This is a genomic window from Leifsonia stereocauli, assembly GCF_038432415.1.
Classification (GTDB): Bacteria; Actinomycetota; Actinomycetes; order Actinomycetales; family Microbacteriaceae; genus Orlajensenia; species Orlajensenia stereocauli.
Window position 1 is genome coordinate 1,754,518 of record NZ_JBCAUN010000001.1, and the last position, 12,204, is coordinate 1,766,721.

Here is a 12,204-nt window from a genome sequence, read left to right on the forward strand (position 1 = left end):
AGAGGTGCGTTCTGGCTCGTGGACGCGGCGGTTTTCATGGGTTCCTTACTCGATGACCGTCCCGGAGGACATCCAACAGACTCTACCAGCGGCACGCGCCGTCGAGGTCGCGGACGGCAATGGCTCAAGGCGTCAGCCGGCGAGGCTGGCGAGGTAGGAGCCGTATCCGCTCTTGATGAGAGGGCGGGCGAGGGCGGCCAGCTGCTCGTCATCGATCCATCCCTGGCGCCACGCGATCTCCTCGATGCAGCCGATCTTGAATCCCTGCCGATCCTCGATGACGCGCACGTACTCCGACGCCTGCATCATCGACTCGAAGGTTCCGGTGTCGAGCCAGGCCGTCCCACGATCGAGCACCTGCACGCGCAGTCTGCCCGACTGCAGATACCGCTCGTTCACGGTGCTGATCTCGAGTTCGCCACGGTCGCTCGGCTCGATCGTCTTGGCGATCTCGACGATCGTGTTGTCGTAGAAGTAGAGGCCGGGTACCGCGTAGCTGCTCTTCGGCACGGCCGGCTTCTCCTCGATGGAGAGGGCGGTGAACGCGTCATCGAACTCCACGACGCCATAGGCCGTCGGGTCGCTCACCTGGTAGGCGAAGATCAGGGCTCCGTCGATCTCGGTGTTCGCCTGCAGCGAGGAGCCCAGACCCGTTCCGTGGAAGATGTTGTCGCCCAGCACGAGCGCGACGCTGTCATCGCCGATGAACTCCTCGCCGATGATGAACGCCTGTGCGAGACCGTCGGGCGAAGGCTGCACGGCGTACTCGAGCCGAATCCCCAGGTCGGAGCCGTCACCGAGAAGGGACTTGAACTGCTCGTTGTACTCGGGAGTGGTGATGATGAGGATCTCGCGGATGCCGGCCATCATCAACGTCGACAAGGGGTAGTAGATCATCGGCTTGTCGTAGATGGGCATGAGCTGCTTCGAGATGCCCTTGGTGATGGGCCAGAGCCGCGTGCCGGATCCCCCAGCCAGAATGATGCCGCGCATCGGTCAGTTCCCCTTGTTCAGTGAGTCGTAGTAAGCCCGTGCCTCGTCCCAGGTCGGGAGCAGTGAGGATGCGGAGGCCTCGGCGAGGCTCGGAGCATCCGTGTCCTTCGGGGACAGCAACAGCTGGTCGGCGTCCATGCCGAAGTCGAGGGCGACATCGCCGTCGAGCGGGTTGATCCCGTGCTCACGCCCAGCATTGAAGGTGGACGTCACGAGATAGCTGACAGTCGCGTCATCGGTGAGTGCGATGAAGCAGTGGCCCAGGCCCTCCGAGATGTAGATGGCGCGGCGGTCGGTGTCGTCGAGAAGTACGGAATCCCACTGGCCGAATGTCGGCGATCCGACGCGGATGTCGATGACGAAGTCCATCACGGCGCCGTGCGTCGCCGTCACGTACTTGGCCTGGCTCGGCGGCACGTCGGCGAAATGGATTCCGCGGACCACGCCACGCTTCGAGACCGACGTGTTGCCCTGTGCGAGTGAGAGCGGGTGCCCGATCGTCTCCTCCAGGCGGTCGAAGCGGTACCACTCGAGGAAGACTCCACGGTCGTCGCCGAACTGCTTCGGGGTGATCTCATAGCTGTCGGGGATCGTCAATTCGCGGATCTGCACTCCGGAAGTCTAACGAAGATACCGAACGGGTGATGTCCGGGTCGCGGGGCTACCCGTCTGATCGGCCGAGCGAGCGGGCAGCGCGCAGAGGCTTGGTCACCTTCCACGACGTGCTGCCCCGGAGATCCGCCAACTGCTGCTGGAGGCCGATGACCTCTGCCCTCCCCGCGTGGACCTCCCCCTCGAGCTGCGCGATACGCCGGGTCGCCTCGATGACCCGCAGGGAGTCCTCGTAGTCGTGCTCGACCCGCGCTCCGAGGCCCTCGTAGATGCTGCGCACGAGTTCGGGCTGGATGGCGGCGTCCTCGAGGAAGGTGCGCACCGCATGGCTCGGCTCCGCACCCGTGACCAACACGCCGAGGCCGTGCCCGTGGCGGAATCCGAAGCCCGGGAACTCCTCGGTGAGCTCCTCCCAGAGCTGCCAGACGGCGAATCCGTTGTCGTACTCGGCGATGTCGTGGAACAGAACGACGGAGCGAGCCGACAGCTTCGGCCGCCAGGAGTCGAAGTCGTGTCGCACATCGGCATAGCCGTGCCGTCCGTCGATGTGGAGGAGGTCGACGGAACCGTCATCGACCGCCGACAGCGCCTCATCGAAGGTGCCTCGGAACAACGTGGAGAAGCGGGCGTAGTCGGCATCGTTGATCCGCTTGACGGATTCGTACACGTCTTCGCCGTAGAAGCCCGCGTGATCGTCGCCCACCCAGGTGTCGACAGCGATGGCCCTGGTGTCCAGGCCGCTCCTGGCGATGCTCTCGCAGAACTGGAAGTAGGAGAACCCGTTGTGCGTTCCCAGTTCGACGACCAGGTCGGGTGCGACTGCTTCGACGATCCAGGCCGCGAAGGGAGCGTGTTCATGCCACGCCGACGGCACCAGGTGGACCGGCTTGGCGAAGGACGCCGCACTCGTAATCGAGATCGGCGTGCTGCTGACGGTGTTGCGGGTCTCGGACGTGTGTATCAAAACGAGTGCCACCTCCCTGTGTCGGTGCTCCAGCGTATCGGCCGAACCGGAGAGGACCCCGCAGTGGAGCTCGGATCACCGGCGCGTCGTGCGCCCGGAGACCGGAACCTACAATGGGTGCATGACCGAAACGGCCACCCAGCCAGCGGTGGCCCGACCCGATCCGACGCCGCACGCCACCATTCTCCGCCCCGAGATCCAGGCCCTGAGGGCTCTCGCCGTGGCGTCCGTCCTGCTGTACCACCTCTGGCCGTTGCGCCTTCCCGGTGGCTACATCGGCGTCGACATCTTCTTCGTGATCAGCGGATTCCTCATCACGTCTCACCTCCTCGCCGAGGTCGCGCGGACTGGCAGCGTTGGGGTCGGCGCCTTCTGGGCGCGGCGTGCTAAACGCCTGCTTCCCGCGTCGCTCCTGGTGCTGTCGACTGTCGCCGTTGCCACCGTCATCCTGGTCCCGCGAAGCCTGTGGAACCAGTTCCTGGGCGAAGTCGCCGCGTCCACTCTCTATGTGGAGAACTGGGCTCTCGCTGCGAATTCAGTGGACTACCTCGCATCGTCGAATCTGCCGTCCCCCGTCCAGCACTTCTGGACCCTCTCGGCGGAGGAGCAGTTCTACATCCTGCTGCCGCTCGTGATCATCGGCGCTGTGGCTCTTGCCCGGTGGAGACGGTGGGAGGCGCGGCGAACGCTGCTGGTGGCGGTCGCCGCCTGCGTGGCGGCATCCTTCGTCTATTCGCTGTGGGCGACGTCGGCGATCTCCAGCATCGCCTACTTCTCGACGTTCACCCGGGCTTGGGAGTTCGGGGCCGGAGCGCTCCTGGCGTTCACATCCGTGCAACTCGGTCGTCGGATCGGTTCGACGGCGGCGATCATCGCCCTCGCATCGATCGTCGCCGCCTCGTTCCTGTTCAGTGGCTCCACCGCCTTCCCCGGATGGGCGGCCATGCTCCCCGTGCTGGCGACCGTGGCCGTGATCGCGGCCGGTTCCGGCACCTTCATGGGGACCCTCGGTCGGTTCGCGCCCGTCGCCTTCCTCGGCCGAGTCTCCTACGGCGCCTATCTCTGGCACTGGCCGCTCCTGGTCCTGCTCCCGTTCGCGACAGGGCACGCGCTCACGACCATCGAGAAGGTCGCGCTGCTCATCGCCGCCCTCGTGCTCGCCTGGGGCTCGACCCGGTTCATCGAGGACCCCGTGCGTTTCTCACCGCGCCTGCTGGGCAGGCGGCGTCCTCGATCGGTGGCGATCGTGCTGGGTGTCGCGATGGTCGTCGTGCTGGCGCTCTCCGCCGTGCCCCGCATCAAGAACGCGATCGACGTCGAGAACTACGACGTCGCGGCTTCCGCGACCGGGTCGGAGTGCTTCGGAGCGCGGTCCATGGACCCGGCTCGCGACTGCTCGGGAGTTCCGGCTCCGACGCGGCTGACCCCTGACCCCGCGAACGTCGCAGCCGATGACAGCAATCGGCCGGAATGCTGGGCTCGTCTCGGCGACGCCCAACTGCACGTGTGCACCCTCGGGCCCGAGCGCGGGTACGACCGGCACCTGTTCGCCGTCGGGGACTCGCACAACAACACCCTCATCGCCGCGTATGCCGAGATCGCGAAGTCGCACAATTGGCGCATCGATGTCGCCGGGAAGTCCGGATGCTACTGGACGACGAGGGAACAGGCGACGAAGGACTTCGACATCGAGCCGTGCCGGACCTGGCGTGCAGCGGTGTCGCAGCGTATCAACGAGACCGCCGACCTCGACGGCGTGATCACGACCCATTCGGCGACGACCAACGCGCCCGTCCTCGCCGATGGCGAGTCCATCGAGGACGCCACGGTCGAGGGTCTCACGGAGGCTTGGGCCCCCGTCTCCGCACGGGGTCTGCCGATCATCGCCATCCGCGACAATCCGCGTGCCACCCGCGAGGGCAATCTCTGCGTCGAGCAGGAGTCCGCTTCAGGTGCGACGGGATGTGTGACCGATCGTGCCAGCGCGTTGGCCGCCTTCGACGGAAACGCCGAGGCTGCAGCGCGCACGCCCGGTGCGTCGGTGGTCGACATGACCGACTTCTACTGCACGGCCACCGAGTGCCCGATGGCGATCGGCGGCGTCATCGTCTACCTCGACCCCGAGCACATCACCGCGACCTACGCTCGCACCCTCGCCCCGTACCTGGGCGAACGGATCGCCGCCGCCCTGGGCTGACGGCGAGTGGTCCTGCAGCCCTGAAGCCGGCGGTGGTCCGAGCGGCATGCAGATGGTGATCAGCTGACGGCATCCTGCCGAGGCGCCGTCACCGGCACCGGCTCGGCTGCGGCGCCGTAGCGGGTCCGCAGGGTCCGCGACAGTCGATGCGCGGGTCGCTCGACGGCCAGATGGAATACGTACGCGACCGCGATGCTCACCGGTACGGCGATGACGATGGCGACAGCCGGACGAGCGAAGAGGAACCCCGAGGCGATGACGAGGGGTTCGTGCACGAGATAGAGGCTGAAGGAGATGATGCCGAACCAACGGAAGATCGCCGTCGAGAGCAGGCTGCGAATCGGCTCGAAGTAGGCCGTGGCGAGGATGAGAGCTGTGATTCCGGCCAGGGCGATCGGGAGGGACACCGATCTGGCCAGCGAGGACGGCAGCAGGGGAACGATCAGCCAATACGACACCATCGCCGGCAGCGCCGCGCACAGCGCGACGATCCAGGTCGCGGTGGACAGGCCCCTGCACCAGGCCCCGATCTCGTCCCACCTCGCGGCGAGCGCGGTGCCGACAGCGAACATCGGCAGATACACGAGGATTCCACTGCCGATCACCGCTCCCACCGTGACGAGTGCCGCAGTGGCGGCGAGCTGCACCCACAGATGGGCTCGCGCCGCCATGAGGACGTAGACCGGGAGGAGCAGGGAGAACAACATCTCCCACTGCAACGACCACAGAGGGCTGATCGTGCGGGATACCCCGCCGATGAGAGTCAGGTCCTGGACGAGACCCGCCGGAGTGTAGCCATCGGGCCGGGCGTTCAACCACGCGCTGTCCGCCACTGGCAGACGTGACACCAGGCTGATGCTGACGAGTGCCAGGACGACGGCGGCAGCGACGGGCACGTACAGGCGCACGAGGCGAGACGGGAAGTACCCCGCCCACGAGAAGTTCCGCGACCGGACCGACAGCCCGAGTACCAGTCCCGACAGCACGAAGAAGAGATAGACCGCCTCGGTCCCGCCCCAGATCACGTGAAGCGGCGAGTACACGAGCCAGGACAGGGCACCGGCAGCGGACGGGTTCCCGTAGTACGGCCCCGCCAGGGCGGGGATCATGAGGAAGCAGTGGTGCACGAGCACGATGACGGCCGCGACACCACGGAGTCCATCGAGGGAGGCGAATCGCCCGCGGGGATTGTCGATGGGGAACCGTCCGGAGGTATGCAGTGGGAGGGTGGTGACGCGTTGGCGATGCGCCGACGATCAGTGCCGTCGCGACAGGATAACCGACTCCCGCCCGTCGACGCCCACCCGGGGCCGGCCTCGCCATGGCGCGAGGCCGGAGGACAGGGCAGTATGGCAGTGACCTCGGAAAGGCGCATACCGTGACGCAGAGCAACGCCCCGGCAGTACCGGCATCCGCACTTCCCCCGCTCGCACCCAGAGCCCTGTTGCGCTGGCGAGTGGTCCGGCGTGTGATGAAGGCCCTCGCACCCGCGACCATCGTCGAAGTGGGCATCGGCGAGGGCGCCATGGGTGCCCGCCTCGCCACCCTCGCCGACTATCGCGGCGTCGAGCCCGACCCGATCTCCTGTGCTCGGGCGCGTGAGGTCATCGAGCCGCTCGGGGGCCGGGTGGCGAACGGCTTCCTCGACGACGTCGATCCCGGACCCGCCCCGGACGTCATCTGCGCCTTCGAGGTGCTCGAGCACATCGACGACCATCGTGCAGCCCTCGCCGATTGGGTCGCTCACCTTCCGTCGGGCGCGCACCTGGTGCTGTCGGTCCCTGCGTTCGCGAAGCGCTTCGGCCCGTCCGATGTGCGTTCCGGACACTTCCGCCGTTACGACCCTCCGATGCTGCGCACGCTCATGGAGGAGGAGGGGCTCGTCGGCGTCGAGGTGATCGTCTATGCCTGGCCCCTCGGCTACGCACTCGAGGCGGTGCGCAATCGGCGGGACGAGCGCAAGCTCGCGAACACGGAGTACAGCATCACGGAGCTCACTGCAGCCAGCGGGCGAACAGGACAGCCGCGCAGCCGCGTGCTCGGCACGGCCATCCTCATCGGCACCTCTCCCTTCATGCTGCTGCAGCGCTTCGCGAAGGGGCGAGGCACGGGACTCGTGGCGATCGGGCGGCGCCCGTAGCCTCGACCCTGGAGGCCGGGTGGATGCCCATTGACTAGGATTGGTGGGTCCACTCGACCGGACGGCCGTCTGGGCCCAGGGTCACGAGCGTGAAGGAAACACACGTGAGAATCCTCGTCACCGGCGGAGCCGGGTTCATCGGCTCCAACTTCGTCCACCACGTGCTCGAGCACACCGATCACACAGTGACTGTGCTCGACAAGCTCACCTACGCCGGTAACCGTGCCTCTCTCGACGGCCTGCCTGAAGACCGATTCGAGTTCGTCCAGGGTGACATCACGGATGCCGCCGTCGTCGGCGAGCTGTTCGGCCGACACGATGCCGTCGTTCATTACGCCGCGGAGAGCCACAACGACAATTCGCTCGACGACCCTCGTCCGTTCCTCGACACCAACATCGTCGGCACCTACACGCTGCTCGAGGCTGCGCGCGTGCACGGAATCCGTTTCCACCACATCTCGACCGACGAGGTCTACGGCGACCTCGAGCTGGACGACCCCGCGCGCTTCACCGAGAACACGCCGTACAACCCGTCGAGCCCGTACTCCTCGACGAAGGCGGGCAGCGACCTGCTCGTGCGTGCGTGGGTGCGTTCATTCGGCGTGCAGGCGACGATCTCGAACTGCTCGAACAACTACGGCCCCTACCAGCATGTCGAGAAGTTCATCCCCCGGCAGATCACGAACGTGCTGCGCGGCGAGCGACCCAAGCTCTACGGTGCCGGCGAGAACGTGCGCGACTGGATCCACGCCGACGACCACTCCTCCGCCGTGCTCACCATCCTCGAGAAGGGCGAGATCGGCGAGACCTACCTCATCGGCGCCGACGGGGAGAAGAACAACAAGGACGTCGTCGAGCTCATCCTCACCGAGCTGGGCCAGCCGTCCGACGCCTACGATCACGTCATCGACCGTCCCGGCCACGACATGCGGTACGCGATCGACTCGAGCAAGCTGCGCACCGAGCTGGGATGGGCGCCGCGGTTCGGCGATTTCGAGACCGGTCTCGCCGAGACGATCGCGTGGTACCGCGACAACGAGGCGTGGTGGGCCCCGCAGAAGGACGCGACCGAGGCTCGCTACAAGTCGCAGGGTCAGTGATCCGATGCGCTATCTGATCACTGGTGCAGCCGGGATGCTCGGACTCGACCTGCAGGACGCTCTCGCAGGGCGCGACGTCACGGCGCTCGGGCGTGCCGACCTCGACGTCACCGATCTGGACGCCGTGCGCAGTGCTGTCACAGGCCATGACGTCGTGATCAACGCGGCCGCCTACACCAAGGTCGACGACGCCGAGTCGGACGAGGAGGCGGCCTACGCCGTGAATGCGACAGGCGCTGCGAATCTCGCCATGGCGGCGGCAGAGCAGGGCGCCCGCCTGGTTCAGGTCTCGACCGACTACGTCTTCGACGGCTCGGCCGCCTCGCCTTACGCCGAAGGGGAGCCGCACGACCCCATCTCGGCCTACGGGCGCACCAAGGCCGCAGGTGAGCGGCTGGCACTGGAGGCGAACCCCGACGGCACGTACATCGTGCGTACGGCCTGGCTCTACGGGGCCGGCGGGCCCAACTTCGCCAAGACGATGCTCGCCATCGCCGCAGGCCGCGACACCTGGTCGGTCGTCGACGACCAGGTCGGCCAGCCGACGTGGACCGGAGACCTCGCCCGCCAGATCGTGTTGCTCCTGGACTCCGACGCCCCGGCCGGCATCTACCACGGCACGAACTCCGGCAGCGCCAGCTGGTTCGACTTCGCCCAGGCCGTGCTGGAGGAGTCAGGACTCGATCCGCAGAGGATCACCCCGACCGACAGCTCTCAGTTCGTACGCCCCGCTCCACGCCCGGGATACTCCGTGCTCGGACACGACGGCTGGGCTCGTGTCGGCATCAGCCCCATGCGCGACTGGCGCGAAGCGCTTCACGGCGCCGTCGAGTCGGGCGCGCTCAGCTCATCATGACCACATTGCGCGTGGTGATGGACGCACTCGTGGCGTCGCCGTCCGATGCGCTCGCACGCTATACGACCGAGCTCACCCGGGCCCTCATCGCGACCGCTCCCCAGGACTGCGATGTCGAGGGCATCACGTCGTCGACGACGAATGAGGTCGAGGCGCGGCTCACGAGCGCGCTCCCCGGGATATCGGCGGTCCACAGCGCGACACTGGGCAGCCGCGAACTCGCCATCGCGTGGCAGCTCGGCGTCGTCGGCTCGTCCGGGTCCGGTCTGGTTCACGCCCCCAGCCTGATGGCACCGCTCACCCGTCACCGCCGCGACAACGGCGACCAGATCTCCGTGACGGTGCACGATGTGTTCGCCTGGACCCGCCCGGAGTCGATCGGCGCGACATCCGTCGCGGGGACGAAGGCGCTGCTTCGGCGTGCACGCAAGCACGCCGATGCCGTCGTGGTACCGAGTCACGCCGTCGCAGAACAACTCGCCGAGATCAGCGACCTGGGTGACCGCATCCGAGTCATCCCCGGCGCCGGACGACCCATGCTGTCCGTCCCTTCAGACGGTGACGCCCGCGCACGTTCGCTGGGGCTCCCGTCGTCCTACATCGTGGCGTCGGGTTCGCTCGACCCCAGGGAGGGCCTCGAGAGTCTCGCGACCGGACTGGCACGCAGCGGCCTGGGGGTCCCCCTCGTCGTGCTCGATGCCGGCGGGCCGGAGGCCCGACAGGACGCCCCGGAGGCGCTCCACTCCCCCGACGTGCTCTTCCTGGGCGACATCGACGACGCCGACCGCGCCATCGTGCTCTCCCGCTCGCAGCTGTTCGTACTGCCGACGATCGACGACGGCTTCGGAGCCCCGCTCCTCGATGCGCTCCGACTCGGGATACCCGTGGTCCATTCGGATGCTCCAGCGCTCATCGAGCTCGCGGGCGATGCCGGAGTCTCCGTGGACCGTTCGGACCCCGAGATCTACCCGGATCGCCTGGCGTCGGCGATCGAGTCCCTGCTCGCCGACGACGAGCGACGGAGCCTGCTCGGGCTGACCGGCAGCGACCGCGCCCGCCTCTTCACCTGGCGTGACACCGGCGAGCGCCTCTGGCAGTTGCACGCCGACCTCTAGTCGCCCGCGTTCCTGTCAGCCGCGTCGCACCCAGCGCGAGACACGTCTCAGGGGTGCGGTCAATCGCCACGATGTGCTCGCCTTCAATGCCGCGTTCTGGTCTCGCAATCCGTCAGCCTCCTCCGCTGCGGATCGCGCCCGGTGAAGCGCGGCATCGCGGTCCCCCTCCAGGGCTGCCCGCTCCGCCCTGAGCCCGCGGATCTCGAGGTCGCGTTCGGCCGCCCGAGCCGTCGCTCCCGCAACCTCGCTGGCCAGCGCCTCCCGGACTCGCAGTCCCTCGGCCGCCGCGACGCCGGCCTTCTCCAGGCGCTCCCGAAGGCGTCTCATCTCGAGCACGAGACTGGCGGACGTCGGCCCCACGAAGCGGCCGCCGCCCTCGGGCCGCCCGGAGTCCACCGGCCAGCGATGCCAGGGCGATTCGTGGGCGGTCAGGTCGATCCCTGCGACCGCGATCTCCGTCGAGTCCAATGCCAGATTGACAGAGAGCTGGTCCCGGCGCGAGTACCGGAGCACGTGATCGGCCCAGATGCGCATACGCGAGTCGAGGGCATCACCAGTGCGGCGAGCCAGGATCGCGGTCCAGTACGGACGTTGCAGGAGGATCTCTGATGCCGTCCGCCCATAGGCGCTGAGCTGCTCGCGCACCGGGGCGGCATCATCCAGTCCGAGCGCGAGCACCTGGGTGAACTCGTCGGCGACCGAGTCGCGATAGTCGTGGAGCGGGAGGGCGATGTCGGTCGCCGGTTCGCTCAGCCATGCGTCGAGCAGGGCGCCGGGCGCCACTCGCAGCTCGACGGTGTTGTCGATGTAGAGCGACTCGTCGAACGTTCCGAGCGCCGGATGCCCGCAGATCTTCAGCAGCCGCTGGCTCCGCACTGGGTCATCGGGGAACTCCGGCGCGACCTGGTGAACAGTCCAGGTGCGGCTGGTCAGGTGCGCATCGTCGGTCAGGAGGATGGCCTCGACGTCGCCGAGGTCCACGTCGTCGAGCTCGTTCAGCGACTCGTACCCGCCGAGGAGCACGCGATAGACGATCCGTCTCACCGGCGACCTCGCGGGGATACCCGCCCGATCGTCGCAGTAAGGGCGCGCAGCGGACGCGTCAACCAGTAGGAGCGGCTCCCGAGCCAGGCCGCACGTTCACCACGCAACGCCTCGAGCTCGGCCCGGACCGCAGCAGCCTCGAGCTGTTCTCGGTCCGACTCGGCCGCCAGTGTCTCCACTTGGGCGCGGAGTTGGGCGAGCTGGTGGTCCCTGCTGCCGAGGGCACCGGCCTGACGTTCGATCGTGGCATCGCGCTCGGAGAGCGAACGTGTGCGGTCCTCGAGGACCCCCATCAGCAGGAGCGCGTCGGAGCCCGTCGGTTCTCCGTACGCGTCGATCGCTGCCGAGTGACGTTCCGCTCGGGGAACGAGGACGGCGTCCTGCGGGTAGATCCACCGGGAATCGAGGATCCGTTCGGCGACGGCGTCCTCGTCGGGCAATCTGAGGAGCCCACCCGTCGTCCGATCGAAGACGTGGATGGTCCATCGGTCGCGCAGGCCCAGGAGCGTCTCCCTCGGCATGTGGAGGATCTCGATCATGACCACGGCATGGGCGAGGCGGTCGAAGAACGCGATCCCCCCGTCGAGGACGAGCTGTTCGCGGCCTTCGACGTCGATCTTGATGCACGCCGACTTGCCGGCCGAGTCTCCGATCGCAGCAGACAGGGTCGTGACGCGCACCTCCGTGATGGCGACGTCGTGCGATGCCGCCGTCGCCTCCAGATCGTCCCCCAGTCGCGAAGAGCCCGACCACGACAGGTCGTCGGCGAAGTCCTCGGCCTCGCTCTCGTGGTCGGCGACAGCCGCTTCCACCAGCTCGACCGCCCACGGCAGTTCGTCGATGGTGCGCCTCAGAAAGGGCAGGATCCGCGAGTTCGGTTCGAAGGCGACCACGCGACCGACGGACGAGAGATCGACCGAAGAGATCATCTCGCCGTAGTTGCAGCCCACGTCCACCACGATGTCCCAGGTCTGCAATCCGACCAGGGTCTCCCAGAGGCGGTGGGAATCGACGTTGAACGCACCGTCCGTCTTCACGAGCGTCTGTCCCCGCGCGTCACTCGGATCCACCGCGATCGGGTACCCGATCCGAGAGGTGATCCACGCCACGTCGCCTGTCATGGGCAGAGCCGTTCGAGATTCTCCATGGGAGTGTCCTCTTTCGTCATCGTCGACCTTCGGTG

11 protein-coding genes are annotated in these 12,204 nt (G+C 67.4%); 5 read left to right on the forward strand and 6 right to left on the reverse strand.

Translation table 11 applies throughout. The annotated features are described in order from the left end of the window. Positions 1–132: 132 nt before the first annotated feature. From rfbA to AADV74_RS08435, 3 genes are read right to left on the reverse strand one after another with little or no spacing between them, the layout of a single operon-like run. Positions 133–993 carry a glucose-1-phosphate thymidylyltransferase RfbA gene (gene rfbA, locus AADV74_RS08425; RefSeq protein WP_342113004.1) on the reverse strand — a complete coding sequence of 287 codons (861 nt, stop codon included), beginning with the start codon at positions 991–993 and terminating at the stop codon, positions 133–135. 3 nt (positions 994–996) lie between these two features. Beyond that, the gene (locus AADV74_RS08430) at positions 997–1,605 is read right to left on the reverse strand and encodes a dTDP-4-dehydrorhamnose 3,5-epimerase family protein (protein WP_342113005.1); all 609 of its coding nucleotides are present in this window, start codon (positions 1,603–1,605) and stop codon (positions 997–999) included. Positions 1,606–1,654: 49 nt separating this feature from the next. Then, positions 1,655–2,569 (reverse strand): class I SAM-dependent methyltransferase, encoded by a 915-nt coding sequence (locus AADV74_RS08435; protein WP_342113006.1) that lies wholly within the window; start codon positions 2,567–2,569, stop codon positions 1,655–1,657. A gap of 121 nt (positions 2,570–2,690) precedes the next feature. Here AADV74_RS08435 and AADV74_RS08440 point away from each other — a divergent pair, with 121 nt between their 5' ends. Then, positions 2,691–4,766, forward strand: coding sequence for an acyltransferase family protein (locus AADV74_RS08440; protein ID WP_342113007.1), 2,076 nt, complete (start codon positions 2,691–2,693; stop codon positions 4,764–4,766). Positions 4,767–4,825: 59 nt separating this feature from the next. On the opposite strand, the gene AADV74_RS08445 is transcribed toward AADV74_RS08440, so the two are convergent. After that, positions 4,826–5,986 carry an acyltransferase family protein gene (locus AADV74_RS08445; RefSeq protein WP_342113118.1) on the reverse strand — a complete coding sequence of 387 codons (1,161 nt, stop codon included), beginning with the start codon at positions 5,984–5,986 and terminating at the stop codon, positions 4,826–4,828. A 158-nt stretch (positions 5,987–6,144) separates the two neighbouring features. Here AADV74_RS08445 and AADV74_RS08450 point away from each other — a divergent pair, with 158 nt between their 5' ends. The 4 genes from AADV74_RS08450 to AADV74_RS08465 all read left to right on the forward strand — a co-directional run bounded on the left by AADV74_RS08450 (position 6,145) and on the right by AADV74_RS08465 (position 9,977). Next, positions 6,145–6,906, forward strand: coding sequence for a class I SAM-dependent methyltransferase (locus tag AADV74_RS08450; RefSeq protein WP_342113008.1), 762 nt, complete (start codon positions 6,145–6,147; stop codon positions 6,904–6,906). Positions 6,907–7,010: 104 nt separating this feature from the next. Then, positions 7,011–8,006: a dTDP-glucose 4,6-dehydratase gene (rfbB, locus tag AADV74_RS08455; protein ID WP_342113009.1), complete on the forward strand. Its 996-nt coding sequence runs from the start codon at positions 7,011–7,013 to the stop codon at positions 8,004–8,006. 4 nt (positions 8,007–8,010) lie between these two features. Continuing rightward, entirely contained in the window at positions 8,011–8,862 is an 852-nt protein-coding gene (gene rfbD / locus AADV74_RS08460) for a dTDP-4-dehydrorhamnose reductase (RefSeq protein WP_342113010.1), read from the forward strand. Then, a complete protein-coding gene (locus AADV74_RS08465; RefSeq protein WP_342113011.1) occupies positions 8,859–9,977 on the forward strand; it encodes a glycosyltransferase family 4 protein in 1,119 nt (372 codons plus the stop codon). The genes rfbD and AADV74_RS08465 overlap by 4 nt, the downstream gene beginning before the upstream one ends. Before the next feature lie 15 nt (positions 9,978–9,992). Here AADV74_RS08465 and AADV74_RS08470 read toward each other — a convergent pair whose 3' ends face one another. Both AADV74_RS08470 and AADV74_RS08475 read right to left on the reverse strand, forming a co-directional pair. Next, on the reverse strand, positions 9,993–11,021 hold the full coding sequence (locus AADV74_RS08470) for a glycosyltransferase domain-containing protein (RefSeq protein WP_342113012.1): 1,029 nt from the start codon (positions 11,019–11,021) through the stop codon (positions 9,993–9,995). After that, positions 11,018–12,142 (reverse strand): FkbM family methyltransferase, encoded by a 1,125-nt coding sequence (locus AADV74_RS08475; protein WP_342113013.1) that lies wholly within the window; start codon positions 12,140–12,142, stop codon positions 11,018–11,020. The genes AADV74_RS08470 and AADV74_RS08475 overlap by 4 nt, the downstream gene beginning before the upstream one ends. Positions 12,143–12,204 lie beyond the last annotated feature (62 nt).

Excerpts from the sequence above, each read along its gene's own strand:
- rfbA (WP_342113004.1), bottom strand. The coding sequence starts at position 993 with ATGCGCGGCATCATTCTGGCTGGGGGATCCGGCACGCGGCTCTGGCCC.
- AADV74_RS08440 (WP_342113007.1), top strand. The coding sequence starts at position 2,691 with ATGACCGAAACGGCCACCCAGCCAGCGGTGGCCCGACCCGATCCGACG.
- rfbD (WP_342113010.1), top strand. The coding sequence starts at position 8,011 with ATGCGCTATCTGATCACTGGTGCAGCCGGGATGCTCGGACTCGACCTG.
- AADV74_RS08465 (WP_342113011.1), top strand. The coding sequence starts at position 8,859 with ATGACCACATTGCGCGTGGTGATGGACGCACTCGTGGCGTCGCCGTCC.
- AADV74_RS08475 (WP_342113013.1), bottom strand. The coding sequence starts at position 12,142 with ATGACAGGCGACGTGGCGTGGATCACCTCTCGGATCGGGTACCCGATC.